This is a genomic window from Streptomyces sp. BL1 (genome assembly GCF_057628045.1).
Window position 1 is genome coordinate 7,388,112 of record NZ_JBXYWZ010000002.1, and the last position, 24,797, is coordinate 7,412,908.

Below are 24,797 nucleotides of genomic sequence, written 5' to 3' on the forward strand. Positions count from 1 at the left end.
CGTAGCATCGGTAAAGCAGTGAATTGCGAGCGCGTTTCACTGAAAAACTGATGCGCGGAGGACGGAGAGAAGAGCTCCATGAGCACGCCCGTGGGATTCACGCTGGTCCAGCTGCGCTACTTCACCGTGGCGGCCGAGACCGGCAGCATGACGGCCGCCGCCGAGCGGCTGGTGATCGCCCAGTCCGCGGTCTCCTCCGCCGTGTCCAACCTCGAACACGCCCTGGGCGTCCAGCTCTTCATCCGGCACCGGGCCAAGGGCCTCACCCTCACCACCGCGGGGGTGCGCCTGCTGCGCGAGGCGCGGAAGCTGCTGGCCCACGCCCAGGAAGTCGCCGACGAGACACGCGACTCCGGGACCGCGCTCACCGGGCCGGTCGCCCTGGGCTGCTTCATCACCCTCGCGCCCTTCCATCTCCCGGCCCTGCTGGACGAGTTCGCCACGCGCCACCCCGGAATCGAGGTCAGCGTCACGGAGGCCGAGGCCACGGAACTGGAGCAGGCGCTGCGCGCCGGACGGATCGAGTTCGCCCTCAGCTACGACCTGGGCTTCGGCGACGACGTCGCACGGGAGACCCTCGCGCACGTCCCCGCCCACGCGATCGTCGCCCCGGACCACCCGCTGGCCGGCCGGAAGGCGGTGGACCTGGCGGAGCTGGCGCACGAGCCGTTCGTCCTCCTCGATCTGCCCTACAGCCGCGACTACTTCCGCTCCCTGGTGAAGGCCACCGGCGCCACACCGGTCGTACGCCACCGCTCGCAGAGCTACGAAGCCGTACGTTCCCTCGTCGCCAGGGGCCACGGCTTCTCCCTGCTCAACCAGCGCCCGGCGACCTCCCAGACGTACGGCGGCGGCGAGGTCGTCGCCCTCCCCCTCACCAACGACCACCCCCCGCTCGACCTGGTCCTCGCCCAGACCACCGGCATCCGCCAGACCGCCCGGGCCCGCGCCCTCATGGACGCGATCAGACACCTGGTCCACGAGACGAACCCTGCCGCGCCGGCCAGCTGAGGCCCCTCCGGGCCCGGGCCCGCCGTCGGCCTCTGGCCGTGGGCAACTCCCCGGTGCCGCCCGGCTCTTGGGGTGTCACCCGGGGGCCGCAGGGGCTTTACTCGCGATATGAGTGACACAAGGGGAATGCTGGACGGCAAGGCCGTCATGATCACGGGTGCGTCGAGCGGTATCGGCGAGGCGGCAGCCCGTCTGTTCGCCGCCGAGGGAGCGGCAGTCCTGCTGATGGCCCGCCGGGAGGACGTACTGAAGCAACTCGCCGGGGAATTACGGGACTCGGGCGCCCAGGCCGCCGTCAGCGCGGGTGACGTCTCGGACGCCCAGGACGTGCAGCGCGCCGTGGACGCGACGCGGGAACACTTCGGCGCACTGGACGCGGCCTTCAACAACGCGGGCTTCGCCGGCACGGACCTGTCGCCTCTCCACGAGCTCGACCAGGCCGTCTTCGACCGCACCATGGACGTCAACGTACGCGGCACCTGGAACTGCATGCGCGCACAGATCCCGGTGATGCTCGAAGCGGGGAAGGGCGCGATCGTCAACACGGCCAGCAGCGCGGCCATGGTGGCCACAGGAGCGCCCGTGCCCTACGTCGCCGCCAAGCACGCGGTCCTCGGCCTGACGAGGGCCGCGGCCGCCGAGTACGCCGCGCACAACATCCGTATCAACACGCTCGTCGTCGGCACCACGCGCACCGACATGATCGACCAAGCGGTCGAGAACTACCCCGAGCTGGAGACGGCCTTCGTCGCCCGCCAGATGCAGAAGCGCATGGCCGAGCCCGTCGAGATCGCCCAGGCGGCCCTGTGGCTGTGCAGCGACCGCGCCTCGTTCTCCACGGGGTCGGCGCTGGCCGTGGACGGCGGACTGACCTCCAACTGACCGCAGCGACACGTATCTTGCACCGAGGCGGCGGGCCGGGCGGGGTCCGCCCGCCGCCTCACCCGGCGCGTCGAGGACATGGAGGCCGACCGGGCCTACGACGCCATCGTCTCCGGTCCGCCCTTCGCGGATTTCGCGCCTCACCAGGTCCAGGTGATCATGGAGCGGTACCTCGAACTCCTGCGCCCTGGGGACACGTTGACCTACTTCGCCCATCCCGGCACCCGTCAGGCCCGCGCCCTGCCGGCCTCCGGCCCCCAGACGCGCCGGCACCGGGCCGTGGAGGAGAATCTGGCCGGCTGTCAGCGGCGGTACGCCACCGGCTGCCGGACCGTGCGGGCCAACCTGCCTCCCGCCAGGGTCTGGCGGCTCCAGCGGCCCGCGCCCGCTGCTCCGCGTCCTCGCCCCGCAGCCGGGGCAGCCCGTTGATCGCGGTCGTCGGCGCCCTGGACCAGGTGCCTCCCGCCGGTGCCTACGCACTCGTCGTGGTGGTCGTCCTGGCCGAATCGGTGCTGTTCATCGGGGCGTTCGTCCCCACGCTCACGCTGCTGCTGGCGGCCGGCGGACTGGCCCGTACCGGACAGCTGAGCCTTCTCGGGCTGATCGCCACCGCCGCGTCCACGGTGGTGGCCGGCGACTTCCTGGCCTACCGGACCGGTCGCGTGCTGGGACCCCGCGTACGCACCGGGCGGCTGGGCCGCCGCCTGCCCGCCTCCGTCTGGCAGCGCACCGAGGCGCTCATGGACTGCCGCGGCGGCCACGCCGTCTTCCTGGGCCGCTTCATCCCGGTGGTCCGCACCCTCACTCCCCACCTCGCCGGCGCCACCCGCCTGCCCTACCGCCGCGTCGCCCCCTACAGCGTGACGGCCGCCGTGGTGTGGGCCACGGCCGAGGCCGGTAGCGGCTACGCCGCCGCGGCCTCCCTCCAGCGCACGTTCACTCTCGGAGCCCCCGCACTCGGCGTGGTCGCGACGACGGCGGGCGCCGTACTGGCGTGGACGAAGGCCCACCGCCGGCGGCGGGAGCAAGCGAGCGGCACGCACGGTACGGGCAGCCGCCCGGTGCCTCCGCCGGCGCCGGAGAGCCGGGAGACCGCGACGACTGCCGGCGGGCGGGTGTGAAGAGGCTCTGCGGCGGGGCGGGTTCACCGTGCCCCGCCGACGCCGGGCACCCGTGCCGGCGAGGGCACGCGCGCCCGGCCGGGACGGCTTCGGCGGGTGCCGCGGCTACTTCGGCGGATCGGCTACTTAGGCGGATTGAGCCTGCGGAAGTACGTCCAGCTGGTCTCGTTCGGCTCGCTCCACTTGTCCGGGGCGTGGGCGAACTCCGGGTGGCGGCCGGCGATATAGGCACGGGTGCGCTCGGGGACCTCGTCGTACGAGCCGAGCTTGCGGCCCCGGCAGTGGAAGGTGAGGCCGCCGGGCCGCTGACCGCGGGCCATCCACGGGAGCCACGGCGACATCCGCGTCCACGACATGGTGGCCGGGACACTGGGCGCCGTACCGGCCAGGTCGGCGCGGTCGGCGAAGAACTGGAAGCACTCCAGGGCCTTGTACGTGTCGCCGGCCGAGTGGAGGGGATACTCGGCCACCGGCAGCGGCGAGGGGTACGAGAGCGGGATCTCCAGGCTGAAGCAGACCTGCCCGCCCAACTCGGTTGCCGGGACGGGGAAGGGGCGCCACTTCTGGTTCGCCGGGTCGTTCCAGATGTGCACCACCGGCAGATCCTGCCAGGTCTCCAGGATCTCGCGGCTCGCGGGGTCCAGGAAGAACGCGGCTTCGCGGGTGAGCAGTTGGTACGCGTCGGGGCCGGCTTCGGCGTCCTCGATGAGGCGGGCGACGTTGAGCCCCTCGAAGCCGAAGACACGCTGATAGGGCTCGTCGGGGGCCCAGGAGTACACGTCTCCTGACCACCAGTACGTGACCTCCTCGCCGTCGAGCGAGGCGCGGGTGCGGGCGAAGGAACGAAGCAGCTCTGCGGGTGACGTCATACGCCCCACCCTGCACGGCCCGCCGCCCCTCCCGTGAGGGAAACACCACGGCCGGTACGGGGAGCCGCCGGCATCGGCCGCTCCGCCGGGCAGCGGCGCCACGTCTCCCTACGAGCCGGACCGCCGGACCGCCCGGACCGCTCGGAGTCGGCGGGTCGACGGGCCGCCCGGAGCCGGGGGCTGACGGTCCCGCGGGTGGCGTACCCCACAGATTCCGCAGCTCAGGGCGCCTGTGCCGGGCGGCTCACAGCCACGCGGCATTTGACGGTGATCGACTGTGGCTGGCATGTTCTCGGACGCTGCGTTCGAATGCCGGACAACCTGTCGTGTCCTCGTGACGGCGACCTGTTGTTTTCGTGGCCAGGCGAAGCTGCGGAGCCTCCGTGCTCCCTCACCCGCCCGGGCCCCCTCGGCGCAGCTTCTCTTCACCCCCGGACCAGGAAATACCTTGACCCAGACCTCTGCCCGCGCCACCGCTGTGCCCGAAGGCCGGCCGGCTCCGCTGTCCCCCAAGAAGGCCCGGTTCCTCACCAGGCTCAGTGTCGTGATCGCCGGTGGCATGTTCATCGACGGGTTCATTCTCGGCGGCATCGGCCTGGTGATGCCCGCCATCACGAAGGACCTCGGCCTGTCCGCCACGTGGGAGGGCCTCATCGGGGCCTCCGCGCTGATCGGTATCTTCATCGGCGGGCCGCTCGGCGGCTGGCTCGCCGACAGATTCGGCCGCCGACCGATGTTCACGGTCGACCTCCTCGTCTTCCTCGTCGGCTCCGTCGCCCAGTTCTTCGTCGGCGAGGCATGGCAACTCTTCCTGGTCCGCGTCCTGATGGGCATAGCCATCGGCGCCGACTACTCCATCGGCTGGCCGCTCCTCGCCGAGTTCTCGCCGGCGCGGCTGCGCGGCAAGCTGCTGGCCTTCCAGGAAGTCGCCTGGTACATCGGCTATCTCATCGCCTATTCCGCCGGGTACGCCCTGCAGACGTCCACGTCGGTCGACTGGCACCTCATCCTCGCCCTCAGCACGATCCCGTCGGTGCTCGTCCTGCTGCTGCGCCTGGGCATCCCGGAATCCCCCCGCTGGCTCATGAGCCGCGGCAGGACCGAGGAAGCCACGGCAGTGGCGCAGGAGTTCATGGAGGAAGCGGAACAGCGGGACCTGGGGACCCGGACACCGTCCGGGGCACAGGGCTTCAGCAAGATCTTCTCCCGTGACCACCTCAAGACGACGGTGTTCGTCTGCACCTTCTGGGTCTGCAACGTCACCCCGTACTTCGCCATCGGGACGTTCGCCCCGAGCGTGCTGGAGCAACTCGGCATCAAGAACGGCCTGACCGGTGCACTCGCCATCAACGGCGTCGTGGTCGTCGGCGCGGTCATCTCCGTGCTGCTCGTCGAACGCGTCGGCCGCCGCAAGCTCGCCGTCCCGCCGTTCTGGATCTCCGCCGTCGCCCTGGCGGTCGTGGGCCTGGTCCCCCATCCCTCGGCCGTCCTCATCCTGGCGTGCTTCCTCGTCTTCTCCGTCGCCAACGCCGTCTCCACGACGCTCGCGGGCGTGTACCCGGGCGAGGTCTTCCCCACGGAGATCCGCGGAGCCGGTGTCGGCTTCGCCACAGCGGCCTCGCGCGTCGGCGCGGCCGCCGGCACGTTCCTGCTGCCGCTGTCCGTCGGGGCCCTCGGCATGGCGGGCACGGTGCTCATCGCGGCGGCCATCTGCCTCGTCGGCGGCATCGTCTCCCACCGCCTCGCCCCGGAGACCAAGGGCCTCCTGCTCAGCGCGACCTCCACGCCCAGCGGCGCGACCGCCGGCGCGGCCAAGCCGTAGAAACGCGCCCGCTTCGAGCCGGCCCGCAGCGGTCACGCACGTACGTCGGGCCGGCTCGTCCCGGCACGGCCCCCGAGCCGGACGTCTCGTCGCGCCGGCCTTCGAGGTCCGTCAGTGGGGCTGCGGTGCGGGTTCGCGGGGGTCGCTCGGTGTGGGGGAGCTCCGGGCCAGGAGCGTGACGGCGAGCTCGTACACGGCCAGCAGGGCGGCGACGACGAGCAGGCCGCTCCACGAGGACAGCAGCAGTGCGCACAGGGCGGCCACAACGATCCCGCCGACCCGCAGGACGTCGGCGTGCCGCCGTATCCACTCCCGCACTCCGGTAGCGGATCCCAGCCGGCGGGTGGTGTCGGCGCTGAACACGCGGACGGCGCGCGCCCCTTGGGCGGTGTGGTGGCGTACCGCGCGCGGCAGCCGGCCGGGGCCGACCGCGTAGGCCAGCACGGCGAGGACGATGCCGAACCACAGCACCTGGTCGCCGCGTTCCCGCAGGATGGTGAATACCTGCACCATCGCCGAACGGGCGCCCTCCCGGTAGATCCCCTCGGGCACCTGGCCCAGCAACTGGTCCCGCACGGCACGCAGAACGGAGGTGAGCACGGTCACCGTCACCACCAGCCACAGCCCCAGCTGCAGCAGTGTGCGCCGCCGGGCCGGGGAGATCCACAGGGCCAGGCCGAGCAGTACGACCGTGCCGACGACCAGGCCCGCCAGTCCGCGCTTGAAGAGGAGCACGGCCTGCTGGAGCTGCCCGAGCTCGTCCCTGTTGTAGAGGGTGATCTGCGCGAAGTCCTTCGGCAGCGTCACCCCCAGCGCCTTCTCGACCCGTTCGTGCAGGCCGGCCGGCAGCTGACCCGAGGTGAGTGTCGGCAGGTCCAGCTTCTTGCCGAACAGCTGCGGCAGCCGGGCCTCCAGCGCGGTGAGCGCGTTGTTGACCAGCGGCAGCAGGTTCAGGGTGACGGTGGATCCCCGCACCCGTACGTTCTCGTCGCGGTCCTCCAGTACGGCGACGATGCGCGCATGGGCCCGGCGGTTCGCGCCCTGCCACAGGTCCTGGAACGTGCCGGTCTTCAGCAGCCGCGCGACCTGGGTGCGCATCTGGGTGTGCACCTGGTCGGTGAGGGGCCCGGCCACGAACGCCGCCCGGGGCGGCAGCGCGTCCTTCAGCCGCTTCTCGACGTCGAGCGAGGTGAAGACCTGCTTCGTGAGGTAGGCGGAGACGGCCGCGTTGACGTCGGGGTCCCGGGGGAGCGGGCCGACCGTCGCAACCCAGCGGTCGGTGTTGAGAGTTGTCCGCGCACCCCACAGGCCCACCACCGAGCTGACGGTGCACACCGCCACGAGCGCGATGAGTACGGCGGCCAGGACCCGGCGGAAGGTGAGCAGCAGGGAGCGGCGCCGCGCCTCGGTCCGCGACCGGTCGCGCAGTCCGGCCACCTCGGCACGCAGCCGCTCCACCTCGGCCCGCAGGGCCCGCTCGTCCGGCGAGGCGCCGGGGCCGGGCGGCGCTCCGTCTCCGGCACGCTTCGCCCCGTCGTGCTCCGCTCCGTGGCGCTGCCCCCCGTCGTGCTTCCGGTCGCCGTGCTCCGGGGCCGGGTCCGCCCCCGGACCGCCGTCACTGCCCGAACCGCCGTTCGTGCCACCGCTCATGGCGCCGCACCCCTCGTCGGACCGCCTGCCGGGCGGAGCGCCTCCGCCGTGTCCGCCACCGTCGCGGAGCTTCCGCCGCGGGGCCTCACCCGCGGAAGGTGAGGCGACGGGCCGGCGGCCGTCTCCGCCGTACCATCGACGCCCCGGTGCCGCCGCCGTGACCCGGCCCGTACGTGCTCATGCCCGCCACGTTCCGCCGGGCGGGCGCCTCACCTCGCGCGGGTGAGGCCACGGCGTGTACGCGGCGGCCCCGGGGCACGGGCAGGCCGGTGAGGCCCCCGGCCCTCGCCCCGGATCAGTCCCGGGAAGCGGTCTGCCCGCCGGGGCCGGGTGCCAGGCCTTTCTCGCGCAGCGCGGGGTCACGCGCCGCAGCGGCGTCGTACCAGCGGCCGTACCGTGCGGCCAGGTATCCGGCACTGAGGCCGTGGGTCACGACGCTGAGCCCCACCGTCAGGGCCACGACCGCGGACACCTCACCGCCGCCGGGAATGTCCTCCTGGAACACCAGCAGCGCCAGCACGATCGAGGCGAGACCGCGGGGCCCGAACCAGCCCAGGTACGCCACGGTGGGCCTGGACAGACCCGAGCCCAGCAGGGACAGGGCGACCGGCAGCATCCGTACGACGGTGAGGCTGAGCACCGCGTACACCGCCATCTGCCAGGTCAGGTCCTCCAGCGCGGGATCGAGCAGCACGGCGCCGAAGGCGAAGTACGACAACACCGCCAGCAGCGCCCCGAGTTGATTGGTGAAGCCGGTGAAGACGGGCACCGCGGGAGTGTCGGCCCCGGCCCCGGTCTCGGCCCCGCCCCCGGTGCCGGTGGTGGCCTTGGTGTCACCGGCCGCGGTGTCCCGCGACGCGCTGCGGCGTACCGCGGTGGCGTAGGCCAGGCCCGCGACCCAGGCGGCGATGAAGCCGCTGCCGTGCAGGGCGTCGGCGGCGGTGAAGGAGGCGAGCGCCAGCGCGGCCGGGAAGATCCGCAGCCATTCCCCGCCGGCCCAGCCGCGTCGCCGCACCCACGCCAGCGTCATCCCGCCCAGCGCGCCGAGAGCCGCCCCGCACACGGTGGACGCCACCAGCGCGAGGGCGAACACCTCGCCCACGCCGGGACTTTCGGCCTCGTGCATGCTCCCTCCCGCGGCGGCGAGGAAGACCACGAAGAACGGCACGGCCAGCCCGTCGTTGAGTCCGCTCTCCGCGTTCAGCCCCTGACGTATCAGAGGCGGTACCCGCAGGTCGGTGATGGCGGGCTGGATCAGCGAGGCGTCGGTCGGCGCGAGCACGGCGGCGATCAGGGCGAGTTGCCACAGGCCGAGGTCCGGCATCAGCGGCCAGGCGGCCAGCCAGCCGAAAGCGAGGGTGAGCGGCAGTCCGATGGCGAGCAGCCGCAATGGCACGAAGCCGCCCCGGCGCAGGTCTTTGGCGCCGACCGCGGCCGCGTCGCCGAACAGCACCAGTACCAGCGCCGCCTCGAACAGCACCTGAACGGCCTCCACATCGCGCTCGGCGCTGATCATGCCGATGCCCAGCGGGCCCAGCACGACACCGGCCGCGACGAACACCATCGGTCCGGACACCGCGAAAACGGCCGCCCGTGAGGAGAACAGCGCATAGGCCGCCACCACCACGGCGACGACGAGCCCCGCCAGTGCCTCCATGAGCCGCTCCCTGTGCTCGATGTGAACCGTCACCGACAACGGCCGCGTCCCGGACTGCTCGGGCCCCGGACTGCTCGTGTCCGAACTGCCCGCGTCCGAACTGCCCGCGTCCGTCAGTGTCTTCGCGCCTGCCTCCGTGACAGCCGGAGCTCCACCGTCGCTCCGCGGAGCGCCCGCGGCCACACACCCGGCGGGTGAACTCGTGGCTCACCTCCGTCGTGTGATGCTCCGCGGACGAGCGGACGGCACAGTCGAATCCGCGGCGGGCCCGGAGCCGCCCGGGGGAGCGGACCGGCGCCTGCCGTCCGGCGACGTTTCCGTACGTCCGCCGGCCGTCTGTGAACTCCTGTCGAAAATGGGGGCGTTGGCCATGACCTGGACCGGGAGCAGTCTTCACACGGCGGCGGAGCGTGCAGCGCACGGCAAGGCGGTTCGCGCCCGTGTGCCACGCGACAGCCATGCGCACTTCGCCACCGGGCCCGAAAGGCCGGACCCGGTGGCGGTGCTGGAGGAGCACTCCGCCACTCGCCTTCCCGAACTCGTGCCGCTGCGCTACGGGCGGATGCTGGAGTCCCCCTTCCGCTTCCTGCGCGGCTCCGCGGCACTCATGGCCGCGGATCTGGCCACCACGCCCGTCACCGGCGTCACGGCCCAACTGTGCGGCGACGCCCACCTGTTGAACTTCCGTCTCCTCGCCTCGCCCGAGCGGCACCTGATGTTCGACATCAACGACTTCGACGAGACACATCCCGGGCCCTGGGAATGGGACGTCAAGCGGCTGGCGGCCAGCTTCGCCGTCGCCGGTCGGGGCAACGGCTTCTCCGCCAAGCAGCGTTCGGCCGTGGTACGCGGCACCGTCCGCGCCTACCGCGAGTCCATGGCCGCCTTGGCCGGTATGCGCCATCTGGAGGTGTGGTACACGCACACCGACGCGGACGAGCTGTACGCGGCGCTGGCAGGCGAGTTGGACAGCGGGGCCCGCGAGCGGTTCTCCCGCACGCTCGCCAAGGCCCGCACCCGGGACCACCTCCAGGCCTCCGCCAAACTCACCCGGCGCGTGGACGGCGAGCTGCGCATCGCGGCGGACCCTCCGCTGGTGGTGCCCCTGCAGGACCTGCTGCCGGACACCGCACGGCACCGGCTCGACCAGCAACTCAGGTCCCTGGTCGACCACTACGCACGCAGCCTCTCCTCGGACCGCAGGTCGCTGCTGCAGCAGTACCGCGTGGTCGATATGGCCCGCAAGGTCGTCGGCGTGGGCAGCGTCGGCACCCGGTGCTGGATCATCCTCCTGCTGGGCAGGGACGAGAACGACCCGCTGCTGCTGCAGGCCAAGGAGGCCGGACAGTCGGTGCTCGCCAAGTACACCGCGCCCGGCGCCTTTTCCCACCAGGGGCAGCGGGTCGTGGAGGGACAGCGCCTGATGCAGGCCGCAAGCGACATCTTCCTGGGCTGGGAGCGGGCCGACGGCATCGACGGGCAGCGGCGGGACTTCTACGTACGCCAGATGCGGGACTGGAAGGCCATCGCGCAGGCCGATGTCATGGTGCCCAGGACCATGCGGCTCTTCGGCCGGGTGTGCGGCGAAGCGCTGGCCCGCGGCCACGCGCGCTCCGGCGACCGCATCGCCATCGCCGCCTACCTGGGCCGCGGCGACGCCTTCGACCACGCGGTCGCGGAGTTCGCGGAGCTGTACGCCGACCAGAACGAGCGGGACCACGACGCCCTCGCACGCGCGGCGAAGGACGGACGGATCGCTACGGTGACTGACTGACCCCGGGCACGAGGAGGAAGAGCGGCGCGTGCGGTGAGGGAGATGAATTACCGGCCGATTCCTTGTGCAGGAAATGTGCGGGGGAAGGTGGCGCGGGCCGCATATTGATTGACCCGGGCGACGAATTCTTCTGAAGGCCTGTCGTGCCGGGTAACGTTCTGGAAGCTCTCGCCGCTGAGGGAGAGGCGAGACGTTGATACGTTTCGCTCAGCCGGGGTCGCCTCCTGTGGGGGGTGGCCGGCCCCGGCTTCCCCCATTCTCCGAATGGACTGCGGCGCGAGTGGCGCGGACACCGCTGCCACTCGCGCCGCAGGAGCGGACCGAGGAACGGGGGACGTGGGAACCTCTTCCGCTGCCGCCGATGACCAGTCGGCGCACTCTTCTCAGCGCCGGAGTGTGATCACGCGTCACTCTCGCAGGAGAAACCAGTCAGACTTTCTCGCGGACTCCGAAAAGGGGCAGATCGAGAAGCATGTGTAACGCCCGGCCGGCTTTGCAGCGCAGAAGGAATGTGGGCACGCACATCGCTCCACGGGCCGCGGTGCGAGTTCCCCGGGGAGGCATCGGCCGTGGCCGCATTTTTCGCAGCCAAGGCGTGACACGCGCCGGATTGGGACCCCGTGAGCAACACCGACCCCGCGCAGCCACCCCATGGCCGCACCCACCCCCAGGGCGGCCCCGGCCCGGAGTACCCGCCGCACACTCCCGGCCCCGGACATCTGCCGTACGGCCCCGGCCCCGGAGCCCCTCGGCAGGACCCCGGCCCCGCCTACGACCCGGGCATGTACGACCAGGGCATGTACGCGCCCGGCATGTACGGCGAGGGCATGTCCGGCTCCGGCATGTCCGGCCAGGGCATGTACGACCAGGGCATGTCGGGCTCCGGCTACGGGAATCCGGCGCACGCTCCGGGCCCCGCTCACGGGAGCCCTGCGGATGCTTACGGGCCGGGGCGGTACGGCTACGAATACCCCGCGAACGCGCCGGGACCGGGCCATGCACACCCCTCCAACGTGCCGGGGCCGGGTTACGAGTACGCCTCCAACGTGCCGGGGCCGGGCTATACGTACCCCTCCAACGTGCCGGGACCGGGTGATGCGTACGCCTTCAACGCACCGGCGCCGGGCTACGAATACGCCCGGTACGGGCACGGAACGGCCGGCGCGCCCCCGGCGGGCGGCCCGGCTCCGTGGGATGCGGCGGGCGGTCCCGCAGCCGGATATGCGAACCCGGCGGGCGGCCCCGTTCCGGGATACGGGAACCCGGTCAATGCTCCCGGCCGGGGGCCTGCTCAGGAGGCGTCGCCGTACCGGCCCGGCCCCGATTCCGCGGCGGATGACCCGAGTTCCGGCAGTCAAAGATCCGAGGGCGGAACCGCCGCCCGGCGTGCGGCCTTCGTCATCCAGCCCCTCGCGGATGTCGCCGCCGGTTTCCTGGCGTTGTGGATCCTGCTGTACGTATTCGATGCCAACGAGGCGAATCCCTTCGTGGAGTTCGTACGGGATCTGGCCGGTTGGCTCGGCGGGTGGGCCCAGAACATCTTCACCATGGACAACGACGTTCTGCGCGCCGTCCTCAACTACGGGCTGCCCGCGGTGATTTACGTGGCGGTCGGCCACGGTGTCTCCTGGTGGCTGCGCCGTCCCTGACGGTCCGCGCCGCCGCGTTGTCGAATGCCGCCCTCGCATGCGCCGTAAAAGGGCGCGCTGCATTCCCGGAATCCTGACTCCGGTGGCGGTGTGACGCTTTTCACCGGCGAGTCATCCGGCAGTCCGTCTGCCGACGCATATTCCCGCCGTCGAAGGACACGGTGCGCCGAATTGTGAACGCCGTGAGCGATTTCCCCGAGCGCGCTCGACCATGAGCGGAACGCAGGCCGCCGGAACGACAAGCCTTCGCTGTGCTCGGCAGCGTGACCGCTGCGACCGTCCTGGTAGCCGGATCGGGTCCGGCCACAGCCCAACAGTCGTAGGAGGGTGATGAGTTGGGGCCCACGCAAGAGTCCCTCCGTACGCAGCAGTCCGACCGTCCGTTGCGGATTCTGATCAGTAACGACGACGGTTACCGTCACCCGTACATCCGCTAGCTGCAGGCAGCGCTCCGCGACGCGGGGCAGCAGGCGGTGATCGTCGCGCCGGACGGGGACCAGAGCGGCCGCACCGGCATGACGCTCTCGCCGGACGCCACCGTTCGCGCGCGGCAGGCCGAACGGGGCATCTGGTCGGTCACCGGCACACCTGGCGACGCGGTCACCTTCGGCGTCGAGCACGTCTTCCGGCAGGCCAGGCCCGACCTCGTCGCCTCGGGCATCAACCCACCCGGCCGGGGCTGCTGATGGCCGCGGCGGACAGCCTGCGCGTCACCCTGTACGGCGCGGGCGGCCACGCCTCCATGCCCCACCAGGCCGTCGACCCGGTGGTGTTGGCGTCGGCCGTGGTGCTGCGGCTGCAGACCTACTCCGCCCGCCAGGCCTCGCGGACCCCCGCCACGGTGCTGACCCCCAGGGCCCTGCACGCCGGCTCCGCCGCCAACATCATTCCGGACAGCGCCGAACTGCTCCTCAGCCTGCGTACGTACGGCCAACAGGCCCGCGAGGACGCGCTCGAGACCGTACGGCGCGTCATCCGCTGCGAGGCCGAGGCATCCGGTACGCCCAGGCCGCCCGCGGTGGAGACGTACGACAGCTTCCCCCTCACCCTCAACAGCCCGCAGGCCACACCGCGCGTGATGGAAGCGCTGTCCGCCACGGGGACGCTGGTGCACGAGCTGGGCGCGCCGCTGGGCGGCAGCGAGGACTTCGGCCTGCTCGGCGCGGCAGCCCAATGCCCCTCCGTCTTCTGGCACTTCGGGGGCACCGACCCGGCCAGTGAGTACGGGGGCCGGTGGTGGTGTTCGCGGTAGCGGATCCGTCGAGAGATCGTCGACGGCCGAACGTCGCGGCCGGGCAGGCGCGTTGGCGGGTCGCGGACGGCGGTCGGACAGTACCAGGACGGCGCTCGGACGGCTCTCGGGGTGGTGGCGGCGTCGAGCGGTGGCGTCGCGCGGTGCGAGGCGATCGTGCCGGTGGTACGGGGCCAGGGCCGAATTGCGGGGGCGCCGTCATCAAGTGCGTGCCCCGGAACGGGAAGGCTGCCGATTTGTGCCCAGCACCCGTGAACGCTTCCGGGGCCCCTCACTGTGTGACGCCCGGCCGGACGAAACCGGGCCGGGCGTTTTCCCGTGGCCGCGGAACGGCCGTCGGGGTGGATACGAGGAGCGGTCAGCTCGCCGTCGTGTAGCAGTGCTGCTGCGCGTACTTGGAGACGGGCGAACCGTGACGGATCGCGTGGCCGGCATCCACCGCCCGCGCGAAGTCACGAAGAACCGCGAATGCGTTACGGAACCACCTCGACATGACAACCAACCCCCTATACTGACCTGTATAACTTTCGCGATTCAGACTAGCTACACAGGCCTGTGAAGGTCAATGAAGGGCAAAGGGCCGCTCATGGAACAAGTAGTGGCCGACGCGGCGGAGTTGACCCCGGCGGCGCGGCGAATACTCCTGGTCGCGTCGGACCTGTTCTACGACGGGGGTATCCACGCGGTCGGCGTGGACACCATCGCGGCCGAGTCGGGTGTGACGAAACGCACTCTCTACAACAATTTCGGCTCCAAGGACATGCTGGTCGCGGCCTACCTGAAGAACCGTCACTCGCGTTGGTGGCGGCGGCTGGAGGAGCGCCTCGCCGCCGCCGAGCGGCCCCGCGCCCTGGCCGTGTTCGACATGTACGCCGAGGACGCCCGCACCGTCGGCCGCGGCTGCGCGTTCCTCAACGCGGCGGCCGAACTGCCCGCCGACCACGCGGCGTACGGCATCATCCGCTACCACAAGACCTCCGTGGAGGAACGGCTCGGCGAGCTCATCGCCGAGGACCGTCCCGCGACGGCCACCCCCGAACGCCTGGCCCGCCACCTCTTCCTCCTCCTGGAGGGAGCCTTCGCCCACCACGCCATCCACGCCGAGGGCCTCCTGGCCGAGGCCCGCGACATCGCCGGCGGGCTGTTGAAGTAGCGGTGGGGCGGGTTGGCCGTGCCGTGTTTCTCCGCTGCGTGCTCCGGCTGTTCGCGCCGAATTCGGCAACATCTCGCGGGCGCAGGTGAATTGGCGCCGGGGTCGATGTTCCGATGCTCAGGGCGGGCCGTGAAGACCACCCGGCGGGGAATTGACCGGTCCCGCAGGACGTACGTGAGCCGTGCGACAGTTTCCTTGATCGATTTTCCGCTCCTCTGAGCGCTCTCCTAGGGTCCCCCGGATTCATCGCCAGGAGAGCAGACGGAAACGGAGACGCGGGCATGGGACGGCCGGTACGGATTTTCGGGGGTGAGGGACGTTGCCCCTCAAGCTGAAACGGCCGAAACGGCGGCCCGCGTACGGCTTCCTGCTCTTTGTCGTCGCGGTCGGCCTGTGTCTCGTTGCGGACCTGATAACCGGCGACCCCGGGGACGGCAGGCGTAGTTTCGACATTCCGGACAACGCCGGTGAGTGGGTGATCCTCGCCGTGGTCGTCCCCGTCGTTTACGTCTGGCACCGCTTCAGGCAGCGCCTGGTGAAGCGGGCCGCGGAGTATGGGGCGGCCAGCCGGGAGAGGGCGGGTGACGGCCAGTGAGTGACAGGGGTGCCCGCGGTGCGGTCACGCGGCGTCGGTCTCGTGTTGTTGTTTCTGGATCAGGTGGTAGAGGTCGAGCGGGGTCACGTCGCCGTGCAGCCGGCCGTCGGTGAACAGGTTCACCCCGCCGCGTTCGTAGGCCCGGTCCACCAGGGCCGAACAGATCAAGTGGCCGCTGTCGGACACATAGTTGCGCAGCAGGCGTGACGAGCGGGCCAGTTTGAGGCGCAGGGCGGCCAGCGCGAGATAGTCGACGAAGCTGTACGGCGTACCGATCAGCGCCACGGCCTCGTCGCAGATGGCCGAGGCGTTCGCGGGCGGGCAGCGGTACCACGCCACCCGCGCTGCCTCGTACTTGGCGAGAGGCGCCCGTGTCGCCCCGCCCGGCATGGCCTCGACGACTTGTCCGTCTCCCACGTGCACGAATGCGTGCTGGTAGTCGGCGAATCCGTCGCCGTTGAGCCACTGACCGAGCCTGATGAGTCTCCCGACGCGACCTTCGATCTGCGTGAGACCGAAGTCGCCGGCCTGAGGTGTGTACGTCATGGCGTCCCGCCTCCCGGAATGAGCCCTTCCGGGAGTGTTCCCACAAGGCGCCCTCGTGGAGCGTCGCCAGGACGGACAGGCCGACGGAAGTGATTCCGCCGGTGCCGGAACTCGACCGCGGCGTGCCGGAACTCGACCGCGGCGGCCGGAGTTGAGGTCTCGGCTAGGGTGGCGATCGGGGAGGATCCGGGCGTGCTGGGACAAGTCGAGGGGGCGTGGTGGATCGGCTGAACGGGCGGTCGGTGGCCGCGGTCTTGCCGTCGGGGTTACGGGTGTGGCTCGGGATGGTGGCCTTGGTCGCCGCGCTGGTGGTTGCCGGGCTCGGGCTGCTGTATGCGGGTGAGGGTCAACCTGGTGCGATGGACAGGTGGTTGGTCGACCCGACGGACGACAGCGTGCGGGGGAGTTGGCGGTGCATCGCGCTGGCCACGGACTTCTTGGCGGAGCCGGTGGGGGCGGTGGCGCTGATAGCGGTCGCCGTGACGGGCTGCCTGCTGCTGCGAGGTCCGCGCGCGGCGGTGTTCGTCGTTGCCGCCGCGGTGGCCACCGTGGGGACGACGACCGTGCTCAAGTACGTGGTGGGGCGCACCATCCACGGTGACGCCAACCTGTCCTACCCGAGCGGGCACACCGCCTTCGCTGCCGCGCTCGCCTTCGGGGTCGTGCTGCTCGCGGTCGGACGACGGGCCGAGCCCGGCGGGAAGGCCGGCGCGTCAATCGCGTTGGCCGCGGCGGTGGTTGCGGGTGCTGCGATGGGGTGGGCGCAGGTCGCGCTGGGGGCGCACTATCCGACCGACGTACTGGGCGGCTGGTGCACCGGGCTGGCAGTGGTGCCGGTGACGGCGTGGCTCGTTGACCGTACGGCGGACCGGTTCGCGGATCGGGCGAACGTCGACGGCAGCGCTGTCGACCGGCCCGCCGACCGTACGGTTGGCTGACCGGCCCGACCGGCCGCATGGCGGTCCGCTGACAAGCCGGACTGTCGCCGATCGACCGGCCCACCATACGGCCAAGCACCGTACGGAGCTGCGTCGTTGACAGGGCGCACCGTCACCGTGCGACCGGTACCGCAGCGCCTCAGGCCAGCCGGCGGAACACCGGCTTCACCGCCCGGCCGCCCACCCACGGTGTCGGGTCGGCGGCGTCAAGTGCCTTCCGGTACACCGCACATGCCTGGGCCACCACCTCGACGGTGCGGTCGATGTCGGCGTCGTCGAGCGCGCTGCTCACCACGAACGACGGGGCCAGCACTCCGCCCGCGAGGAGTTGGCGCAGGAACAGGGTGCGGTACTGCTGCGACGGCTGACGGTTCTCGTCGAGGGTGGCGAAGACCAGGTTGCTGGCCCGGCCCCGCACGACGATGTGCTCGCCGACACCCATGCTCGCCGCCGCGTCCCGGACACCGGCGGCCAGCTTCTCGCCGAGGGTGTGCAGCCGCGCGGTGACGCCCTCCTCGGCGTAGGTGGTCTGTACGGCCATCGCGGCTGCCAGGGAGTGCGTCTCCGCACCGTGGGTGGTGGACAGCAGGAACACCCGGTCGCCGGAGTGCCGCAGCCCGCCCCGCTCCATCAGCTCGCGGCGCCCGGCCAGCGCGGAGACGGCGAACCCGTTGCCCAGCGCCTTGCCGAACGTGGAGAGGTCGGGCACGACGCCGTACAGGCCCTGGGCGCCCGCCTCGGACCAGCGGAAGCCGGTGATCATCTCGTCGAAGACGAGTACGCAGCCGTGCCGGTCGGCCAGTTCGCGGAGGCCCTGGAGGTAGCCGGGCGGGGGTTCGGCGTGCCCTGCGGGTTCGAGGATGAGGCAGGCGACCTCGCCCTCGTACCGGGTGAGCAACTGCTGCGTGGCGGCCAGGTCCCCGTACGGGAAGGCCACGGTGAGCTCGGTGGTCGCCGCCGGAATGCCGGCGGACATCGGCGTGGTGCCGATGAACCAGTCGTCCGTGGAGAAGAACGGATGGTCGCCGCAGATGGCCACCCGCGGGCGTCCGGTGACGGCGCGGGCGAGGCGCACCGCGGCGGTGGTGACGTCGGAGCCGTTCTTCGCGAACTTCACCATCTCCGCGGTCGGCACCGTGGCCAGGAAGCGTTCCGCGGCCTCGACCTCCACGACGGACGGCCGGACGAAGTTGCCACCGCGGTCGATCTCCCGCCGCGCGGCCTCGTTCACGCGCGGGTGGGCGTGGCCGAGGCTGACCGACCGCAGCCCCGAGCCGTACTCGATGTAGCGGTTGCCGTCGATGTCCCACACGTGGGCGCCGCGGCCGTGGCTGATGACCGGGGCCAGGTCCTCGGGGTACTGGTCGTCGCCCTTGGCGTACGTGTGCGCGCCCCCGGGGATCATGGCGTGCAGCCGCTCGTTCGCCGCCCGCGAGAGGGGAAGTCCGAACTCTTCGCTGTCCATGGTGACTTCAGCTCTCCTTCTGCCGCAGGGCCTCGGCGAGGCTCGGCGCCTCACGGTCCCGCTGGGACATCGATGTGGCCGGCAGCGGCCAGGGAATGGCGAGTTCCGGGTCGTCGAAGGCGATCGTCACGTCCTCGGCCGGATCGTGCGGGCGGTCGATCCGGTACGAGGTGTCGGCGGTTTCGGTCAGCGCCTGGAAGCCGTGCGCGCAGCCCGCCGGGATGTACAGGGTCGTCTGCGTCTCGCCGGACAGCTCGAAGGTGGCCACGTTGCGGTGGGTCGGCGAGTCCGTCCGCAGGTCCACGACGACGTCGAAGATCCGCCCGTACGAGCACCGCACCAGCTTGGCCTCGCCGGCGCCGGAGCGCAGGTGCAGGCCGCGCAGTACGCCCCGGGCCGAACGGGACAGGCTGTCCTGGATGAAGGCGTCCGGGTCGAGGCCCGCCGAGCGGACCACGTCGGCGTCGAACGTGCGGCAGAAGAAGCCGCGTTCGTCGGCGTACGGCGTCGGCTCGAACAGGAACGCACCGGTGATCTCCGGGACGTCGGTCGCTTTCATCGTGTCTCCCGATGCGCGTGGGCTTGGGTTCGGCCGGCCGCGGGGAACAGGGCCGCGGTCAAGGCGGTGAACTGGAGGGCGAGTTGTTGTGCGGCGGTCAGGTTCCGCTCGGTGAGGGTCTGCCGCAGCTCCGCCGAGCGCTTCTCCAGCTCCCGGAACTGGTCCAGCAGTTGGCCGGCGTCGACCTCGCGGGCCGGGTGGCAGTACGCACCGAGGCCCATCCGGTCCATGAGCGCGTCGCTCTTCGCCGCGTAGCTGAGGGCGAGCGTCGGTGTGCCGGCCTTCAGCGCGCAGACCAGGTTGTGGTACCGGGTCGCCACCACGGTGTCGGCGGCCGCCGTCTCCTTCATCAGGTCGGCGAGCGAGGCCGCTTCGGCGGCGGTGACCAGCGGCGAGTCCACCGCGTCCAGGATCGCGGCGACCACCGGAGCGTCGCACTCGTCGCCGGTGAGCAGCCGGACCGGTCTGCCGTCCTCAACCAGCGCGCGGACGAAGCGAGTTGTCCCGTCGAGGTAGCGCCGGTGGATCTCCTCGGCCCGGTCGCGGTCGTCGTTGCCGCCGTGGAAGTCCATGACGCCGACGCATACCGGCCCGTGGGGGCCTTGGTTTTGCGTGTCGGGTGCGGCCGCGTTGGGGTTTGCGCAGTTCCCCGCGCCCCTGATCTCTGCGCCGTTCCCCGCGCCCCTGTCGGGCGCGGGCAGGGCGAAGGCGAGGTCCGGGTAGACCTCGTCGCGTGCGGTGTCCACGCCCATCGCCCGCATCGCGTCGCGGGACAGCGCGTCGCGGTACGAGCGGTACGTGGCCAGCCGTGCCGACCAGCGCACCAGGGCCCGCGTCGGCCGGTCGCTGATCGTGTCCGCGCCGACGCCGACGAGCGCGACCCGGGTGCCGAACAGCCGGCCCGACGCGCAGAGCAGGAACAGCGCGTACGGGAAGCCCCACGGCCGCAGCGGCAGCGTGGCCTCCAGCACGCCCATGCCCGGCACGATCACCACGTCGTGCCGGCGCACCCAGGCGGCGGTGCGGAAGGCGTCGACGAGTTTGCCCAGACCCTTCGCCGCGACCGAGCCCGCACGCGACGCGGTGCGGTACTCCCCGCGGTACCAGTGCAGCCGCGTCGCGGGGATCCCGTAGCGGGACTCGACGGCCTCGGGGCCGCCGCACAGCGCGTCGACGTCCGCCTCCGGATGCCCGGCGCGGAGGTAGCCGAGCACGGCCTCCAGCGACCCGTCGTTGCCGAGGTTGCCGGAGCCGAGGAGGCCGAACACGCCGACGCGTACGGGGGTGTTCACGACTGCCTCCCCTCACGCCCTGCCACGAGCGCGTCGACGGAGACGGTGGGTCCGCCCGGGCCGACCGGGGCGCGGTCCTCGACCCGCTCGCCGGCGCCGGGGCGGACCCGGCTGGTCATCCAGGCGGCCATGTGGCGGTAGCACGCGCGCCGTTCGGCCGGGGACAGCGGCGCCCGCCGGACCGCGGAGGCGAAGCCCCAGACGTACTCGGCGAGCAGCCGGGGCGTCGGGTGCAGCGGGCCCGCCCGGCGCGGGTCCAGGTTGACGCACCGGGAGCGCTTGGAAGGGTTGGCGCGCTCGGCGCGGGTGGGGTGGTCGCGGCGGAAGTACAGCAGCTCCGGCACCTGGTGGAAGGGCCCGTGCAGGGCGATCTCGGCGACGAACGTGCGGTCCGCGTGGTGGTAGCTGTCGTGCGGCTTCACCCGGCGCAGCACGTCGGCCCGCATCACCCCGTAGAAGTCGTCGCCGCCGGGCTCGAAGAGCATGCTGCGGAAGCGCTCCGGCGCGCGCGGCGAGTCGGTGGCGAGTGTGTACTCGTACGGGACCTTCACCTTGCCGTCCTCGTCGATGACGGCCTGGCGGGAGTGCGCGAGGACGACGTCAGGGTGCTCGTCCAGCGCCTCGACGCAGCGCCGCAGCAGGTCGCGGGCGTAAAGGTCGTCGTGCGAGGCCCACTTGAACAGCTCGCCGCGGCACTGGGTGAACACGTGGTTGTGGTTCGGCGCGGCGCCGATGTTGCGCGGCAGCCGCATGTACCGGATGCGCGAGTCCTTCGCGGCGTACCGGCGGCAGATGTCCTGGGTCCCGTCGGTCGAGGCGTTGTCGGTGATGACCAGCTCGAAGTCCTCGTAGGTCTGGCCGAGCAGCGCTTCGAGCGCCTCGGCGAGGTACTCCTCGCCGTTGTAGACGGGCAGGCCGATGCTCAGCCTGGGGTGGACGGTCATGAGATCCTCACTTCGGGAAGGGAGTTGCGGTGGTGCTCGCGCAGCGCTGACCGCAGTTGCAGCCACCAGACGGCCGAGCTGCAGACGGTCGCGGCGGCGACGCCCCAGGCCGAGCCGACCGTGCCGGCCGCGACAGCCCCGCCGAGCCCGCCGCCGACATAGCAGGCGGAGGCGAACAGTTGGCAGCGCAGACTGCGCCGGGCCGCGCCGAGCGCGCGCAGCCCGGCCGCCGCGCCGGTGCCGAGGCCGGCGCCCGCGACGCCGAGCGTGGCCGGCACGATGAGCGCCGAGGCGGAGTGCCAGACGCTGCCGAGCACGAGCTCGCCGGCCCGGTCCGGCACCAGCAGCAGCGCCGCGCCCCAGAGCAGCGCGGCGGCGGCCTGCCCGCCGCCCAGCAGGAGGCAGAACTTGCCCAGCCGGTGCGGGGCGCGCCGCAGCACCCGTGCCGCCTCCGCGACGGTGACCAGCGACAGCCCCATCAGCACGGCGAGGAACGGGCCGAGGAGCAGCTCGGAGCCCCGGATCACCCCCACGGCGCTGACCCCGACGATCGCGCCGAGCCCGTAGGCGCGGAGCTGGCTGGCGCCGCTGTTGCTGACGTTCTCGGCCAGGTACCGGTAGCCGAGGTCGCGGTGCTCGCGAAGCCACTCGCGCGCCCCGGTCATGCGGGGCCGGATCCCGGACTGGATCCAGCCGTACACCGCGGCCACCGCGGCGGACGCGCCCCAGGCGAGTACGAAAGCGGACACGCTGCCCACGCGGGCCGCCACGACCATGGCCGGAATGAGCGCGACGGCCCACACGAGGTCGTTGACGAACGCCTTCCGGCCGGTGCCGGCGGCGAAGAACGCGAACCGCCAGGCGTCCTGCAGCAGCAGCGCCGGCAGCACGACGCCGAGGCAGGCGAACGCGCGTCCCACGTCGCCGCCGAGCGCCAGTCCGATCGCCAGGCAGGCGGCGCCGAGGGCGGCGCCGACGCCGAGCGCGGTACCCGACGAACGCGCCACCGCCGCGCGCCAGTTCGCGGCCGGCACACCGCTGAAGCGCACCATGAGCGGGTCCGTGGTCAGCCCGCGGGAGACGTTGAGCACCACGCCGTACGTCACCCAGGCCAGGCTGAACACGCCGAACGCGGTGACCCCCAGCGAGCGGGCCACGTAGACCCCCACCACGAAGTTGCTGATGCTGGAGGCCGCCTGGTCGGCCAGCCCCCAGGACAGCCGGCCGGCCAGGGCCCGCTTGGCGGACCCGGCCGGTGCCGTCGTGTTCTCCTCCTCGGTGGCCATCGGCTTCATGCCTTGATCAGCCCGGCGCCGTGCAGGGCGCCGGCCGCGTCGGCGACGGTGTCGAACGGCAGCCCGGACCGTTCGGCGACGTCCAGCAGACTGTGCTCGCCGTCGGAGAGGCTGAGCACCCAGAGCAAGGCCATCTGGGCCTGCTTGGTGTCGCTGCGCCCGCCGAGTGCTTCGTACAGCCCGCGCCGGCCCAGCTGCGGTTCGCCGTAGGGGCTGAGGTTGAGATACCGCCGGTTCCTGTCCAGTACGGCGAACGCCTCGCGGCAGACGGAAAGGGTGTCCGCCATCGCCTCCGGGGAGACGAAGTCCGGGTTGTCCGCCGAGGTGTGGTACTCGGGGTAGCCGGCGTACGGGGTCCGGCTGAGCGAGCCCACACCGAGGTCGAACCCGGGGGAGCAGTACTGCCGCTCGTCGTAGCCGTACGGGGTGAACTCGGTGACGTGGTGCGGGCGTTCGGAGGCCGCCAGCACGTGCCGCAGCACCCGGTCGATCTCCGCGTCGCCGCGTCGGCTCTGCTTGTACGTCAGCGAGCCCCGGTCGCCGGCGCAGGCCAGCACGAGACCGTGCTTGACCCTGTCCATCCGCTCCTGGTTTCGGGCCAGCCAGGTGATCGCCCCGATGGTGCCGGGCGCGAAGATGAACCGGTAGGTGTAGTACGGCGTTTGCTCGGCCAGCGCCCGCGCCAGGTACGTCGCCACCGCGATGCCTGCCAGGTTGTCGTTGGCCAGCGACGGGTGGCAGACGTGGCAGGAGACGATCACCTCGTCGGTGACCTGCCCGGGGACCACGTGCTCGGCGTAGGTGAGATGGCCGTCGGCGAGCGTGGAGTCGATACGCACCTCGTACTCGCCGTCCGCCATCGCGTCCAGGGTCTCCTGGGCCAGGCAGAATCCCCATTCCGGCTTGTAGTAACTGGTGCGGTACGGCACCCACTTCGGGTGGTCCGGCAGGGTGTGCAGGTGCTCGCGCAGCTCGGACAGCGGCATGGTCGCGGACACCGGCACGCTGTAGCCGAGCACGTGCAGGCTGGACGCGGCGAAGTCGACGACCCGGTTGCCGGCGGCGTCGGCGACGTACGCGTCACGGATGTTCCACTCCTGCGGCACCGTCCAGTCGAGCACCTGCGTCCCGGTCGGCACCTCGTGCACCCGCAGCGGGATGTACTCGCCGACGATGTCCAGGGTGGCGCGCACGCCGTCGCCCGTGATGCTCCGGCAGAGCGGGTAGAGCCGCTCCACCAGTGTGTGCATCTCGTCGCCGGCCGGGGCCGGGGCCGCTGCCCCGGCCGTGGTGCCGGTCACGGGCGCCACCGCAGGGTGTCGTCGACGGTGCCGGCGTCGGACGCCGCGCGCAGCACGGCGAGGCGGGTGAAGCGCTGCTCGAAGCCCTCCCGTGTCAGCCCGAACTCGCGGTAGGCGTCGGCGAGTTCGAGTGCGCCCCGCTTCACCGTCCACTCGCAGTCGAAGCCGGGTATCGCGGAGCGGAAGCGGGCGAAGTCCACCCGGTAGGAGCGCGGGTCGGCGCCGTTCTCCCCGGTGATCCGCACCTTCGCGCCCGACACCGCCGCGGCGACCTGCTCGGCGATCTCGGCGACCGTGACGTTGTTGGTCTCGCTGCCGATGTTGAACGCGCGGTCGTGCACCGCTTCCCGCGGCGCGGTCAGCGCGGCAGCGAAGGCCTGCGCGATGTCGGCGGCGTGCACCAGCGGGCGCCAGGGGGTGCCGTCGGAGAGCACCAGCACCTCGCCGGACAGGAGCGCGTGGCCCACCAGGTTGTTCAGCACGATGTCGGCGCGCAGCCGGGGCGAGTAGCCGAAGGCGGTGGCGTTGCGCATGTACACGGGGGTGAAGTCGCCGTCGGCCAGCGCGTGCAGGTCGTCCTCCACCCGCACCTTGGACTCCGCGTACGGCGTCACAGGGCGCAACGGCGCGTCCTCGCCCACGAGTTCGTCACCGCCGGCGGCTCCGTACACCGAGCAGGTCGACGCGTACAGGAAGCGCCGCACCCCGGCGTCTTTGGCCAGCCGGGCCAGCCGTACGGACGCGTGGTGGTTGATGTCGTAGGTCAGCTCCGGCGCCAGCGACCCCAGCGGGTCGTTGGACAGCGCGGCCAGATGGATCACGGCGTCCACCCCGGCCACGTGTTCGGCCGTGATGTCGCGCAGGTCCACCTTGTGCCCCGACGGGTCCGCGGGCTGCGGCCCGAGGACGCAGTCGGCGAACAGGCCGGCGTCCAGGCCGGTGACTTCGTGGCCGGCGGCCGCGAGGACCGGGGCCATCACGGTGCCCAGGTAGCCCTGATGTCCGGTCAGCAGTACGCGCAA

23 protein-coding genes are annotated in these 24,797 nt (G+C 71.9%); 12 read left to right on the forward strand and 11 right to left on the reverse strand.

The genetic code is table 11. The features are described 5' to 3' along the window. Positions 1-78: 78 nt before the first annotated feature. The 4 genes from AC3AGO_RS32435 to AC3AGO_RS32450 all read left to right on the forward strand — a co-directional run bounded on the left by AC3AGO_RS32435 (position 79) and on the right by AC3AGO_RS32450 (position 3,014). Positions 79-1,011 carry a LysR family transcriptional regulator gene (locus AC3AGO_RS32435; RefSeq protein ID WP_487823849.1) on the forward strand — a complete coding sequence of 311 codons (933 nt, stop codon included), beginning with the start codon at positions 79-81 and terminating at the stop codon, positions 1,009-1,011. A gap of 108 nt (positions 1,012-1,119) precedes the next feature. Next, entirely contained in the window at positions 1,120-1,893 is a 774-nt protein-coding gene (locus AC3AGO_RS32440; protein WP_487823850.1) for an SDR family NAD(P)-dependent oxidoreductase, read from the forward strand. 78 nt (positions 1,894-1,971) lie between these two features. Beyond that, positions 1,972-2,322, forward strand: a complete 351-nt coding sequence (locus AC3AGO_RS32445) for a hypothetical protein (RefSeq protein ID WP_487823851.1) — start codon at positions 1,972-1,974, stop codon at positions 2,320-2,322. Next, positions 2,319-3,014 carry a DedA family protein gene (locus tag AC3AGO_RS32450; protein WP_487823852.1) on the forward strand — a complete coding sequence of 232 codons (696 nt, stop codon included), beginning with the start codon at positions 2,319-2,321 and terminating at the stop codon, positions 3,012-3,014. Before AC3AGO_RS32445 ends, AC3AGO_RS32450 begins: the two co-directional genes overlap by 4 nt. Before the next feature lie 122 nt (positions 3,015-3,136). On the opposite strand, the gene AC3AGO_RS32455 is transcribed toward AC3AGO_RS32450, so the two are convergent. Beyond that, the gene (locus AC3AGO_RS32455) at positions 3,137-3,883 is read right to left on the reverse strand and encodes a DUF1838 family protein (RefSeq protein WP_487823853.1); all 747 of its coding nucleotides are present in this window, start codon (positions 3,881-3,883) and stop codon (positions 3,137-3,139) included. Between the two features lie 448 nt (positions 3,884-4,331). Here AC3AGO_RS32455 and AC3AGO_RS32460 point away from each other — a divergent pair, with 448 nt between their 5' ends. Then, positions 4,332-5,705 carry an MFS transporter gene (locus AC3AGO_RS32460; RefSeq protein ID WP_487823854.1) on the forward strand — a complete coding sequence of 458 codons (1,374 nt, stop codon included), beginning with the start codon at positions 4,332-4,334 and terminating at the stop codon, positions 5,703-5,705. Positions 5,706-5,816: 111 nt separating this feature from the next. Here AC3AGO_RS32460 and AC3AGO_RS32465 read toward each other — a convergent pair whose 3' ends face one another. Together AC3AGO_RS32465 and AC3AGO_RS32470 are read right to left on the reverse strand one after the other, a co-directional pair. Continuing rightward, positions 5,817-7,355 (reverse strand): hypothetical protein, encoded by a 1,539-nt coding sequence (locus AC3AGO_RS32465; protein ID WP_487823855.1) that lies wholly within the window; start codon positions 7,353-7,355, stop codon positions 5,817-5,819. A 295-nt stretch (positions 7,356-7,650) separates the two neighbouring features. Continuing rightward, positions 7,651-9,012: a cation:proton antiporter gene (locus tag AC3AGO_RS32470; protein ID WP_487823856.1), complete on the reverse strand. Its 1,362-nt coding sequence runs from the start codon at positions 9,010-9,012 to the stop codon at positions 7,651-7,653. A 355-nt stretch (positions 9,013-9,367) separates the two neighbouring features. On the opposite strand from AC3AGO_RS32470, the gene AC3AGO_RS32475 reads away from it, so the two are divergent. The 6 genes from AC3AGO_RS32475 (at position 9,368) to AC3AGO_RS32500 (ending at position 15,435) form a co-directional block, all read left to right on the forward strand. Beyond that, positions 9,368-10,786 (forward strand): DUF2252 domain-containing protein, encoded by a 1,419-nt coding sequence (locus AC3AGO_RS32475; RefSeq protein WP_487823857.1) that lies wholly within the window; start codon positions 9,368-9,370, stop codon positions 10,784-10,786. Positions 10,787-11,406: 620 nt separating this feature from the next. Continuing rightward, the gene (locus tag AC3AGO_RS32480) at positions 11,407-12,435 is read left to right on the forward strand and encodes a hypothetical protein (protein ID WP_487823858.1); all 1,029 of its coding nucleotides are present in this window, start codon (positions 11,407-11,409) and stop codon (positions 12,433-12,435) included. Between the two features lie 437 nt (positions 12,436-12,872). Beyond that, a complete protein-coding gene (locus AC3AGO_RS32485) occupies positions 12,873-13,121 on the forward strand; it encodes a 5'/3'-nucleotidase SurE (protein ID WP_487824893.1) in 249 nt (82 codons plus the stop codon). Further along, positions 13,121-13,687 carry a peptidase dimerization domain-containing protein gene (locus AC3AGO_RS32490; RefSeq protein ID WP_487823859.1) on the forward strand — a complete coding sequence of 189 codons (567 nt, stop codon included), beginning with the start codon at positions 13,121-13,123 and terminating at the stop codon, positions 13,685-13,687. The genes AC3AGO_RS32485 and AC3AGO_RS32490 overlap by 1 nt, the downstream gene beginning before the upstream one ends. Before the next feature lie 586 nt (positions 13,688-14,273). Continuing rightward, complete coding sequence (locus tag AC3AGO_RS32495) at positions 14,274-14,840, forward strand: TetR/AcrR family transcriptional regulator (RefSeq protein ID WP_487823860.1); 567 nt, start codon at positions 14,274-14,276, stop codon at positions 14,838-14,840. Between the two features lie 319 nt (positions 14,841-15,159). Then, complete coding sequence (locus AC3AGO_RS32500; RefSeq protein ID WP_487823861.1) at positions 15,160-15,435, forward strand: hypothetical protein; 276 nt, start codon at positions 15,160-15,162, stop codon at positions 15,433-15,435. A 24-nt stretch (positions 15,436-15,459) separates the two neighbouring features. On the opposite strand, the gene AC3AGO_RS32505 is transcribed toward AC3AGO_RS32500, so the two are convergent. Then, on the reverse strand, positions 15,460-15,981 hold the full coding sequence (locus AC3AGO_RS32505) for a hypothetical protein (RefSeq protein ID WP_487823862.1): 522 nt from the start codon (positions 15,979-15,981) through the stop codon (positions 15,460-15,462). Positions 15,982-16,208: 227 nt separating this feature from the next. Between AC3AGO_RS32505 and AC3AGO_RS32510 the strand changes: the two genes are divergently transcribed. Further along, entirely contained in the window at positions 16,209-16,919 is a 711-nt protein-coding gene (locus AC3AGO_RS32510) for a phosphatase PAP2 family protein (protein ID WP_487824894.1), read from the forward strand. Positions 16,920-17,058: 139 nt separating this feature from the next. Here the strand turns inward: AC3AGO_RS32510 and AC3AGO_RS32515 are convergent, their stop codons facing one another. The 7 genes from AC3AGO_RS32515 to AC3AGO_RS32545 are packed head-to-tail and all read right to left on the reverse strand — an operon-like array spanning position 17,059 to position 24,797. Next, entirely contained in the window at positions 17,059-18,384 is a 1,326-nt protein-coding gene (locus tag AC3AGO_RS32515; RefSeq protein WP_487823863.1) for a glutamate-1-semialdehyde 2,1-aminomutase, read from the reverse strand. A 7-nt stretch (positions 18,385-18,391) separates the two neighbouring features. Beyond that, complete coding sequence (gene rfbC, locus AC3AGO_RS32520) at positions 18,392-18,943, reverse strand: dTDP-4-dehydrorhamnose 3,5-epimerase (RefSeq protein WP_487823864.1); 552 nt, start codon at positions 18,941-18,943, stop codon at positions 18,392-18,394. After that, positions 18,940-20,235 (reverse strand): polysaccharide pyruvyl transferase family protein, encoded by a 1,296-nt coding sequence (locus AC3AGO_RS32525; protein ID WP_487823865.1) that lies wholly within the window; start codon positions 20,233-20,235, stop codon positions 18,940-18,942. The genes rfbC and AC3AGO_RS32525 overlap by 4 nt, the downstream gene beginning before the upstream one ends. After that, positions 20,232-21,179, reverse strand: a complete 948-nt coding sequence (locus AC3AGO_RS32530) for a glycosyltransferase family 2 protein (protein WP_487823866.1) — start codon at positions 21,177-21,179, stop codon at positions 20,232-20,234. Before AC3AGO_RS32530 ends, AC3AGO_RS32525 begins: the two co-directional genes overlap by 4 nt. Then, positions 21,176-22,474 carry a hypothetical protein gene (locus tag AC3AGO_RS32535; protein WP_487823867.1) on the reverse strand — a complete coding sequence of 433 codons (1,299 nt, stop codon included), beginning with the start codon at positions 22,472-22,474 and terminating at the stop codon, positions 21,176-21,178. Before AC3AGO_RS32535 ends, AC3AGO_RS32530 begins: the two co-directional genes overlap by 4 nt. Further along, complete coding sequence (locus AC3AGO_RS32540; protein WP_487824895.1) at positions 22,471-23,724, reverse strand: DUF4910 domain-containing protein; 1,254 nt, start codon at positions 23,722-23,724, stop codon at positions 22,471-22,473. The genes AC3AGO_RS32535 and AC3AGO_RS32540 overlap by 4 nt, the downstream gene beginning before the upstream one ends. Positions 23,725-23,771: 47 nt before the next feature. Beyond that, positions 23,772-24,797 (reverse strand): NAD-dependent epimerase/dehydratase family protein, encoded by a 1,026-nt coding sequence (locus tag AC3AGO_RS32545; protein WP_487823868.1) that lies wholly within the window; start codon positions 24,795-24,797, stop codon positions 23,772-23,774.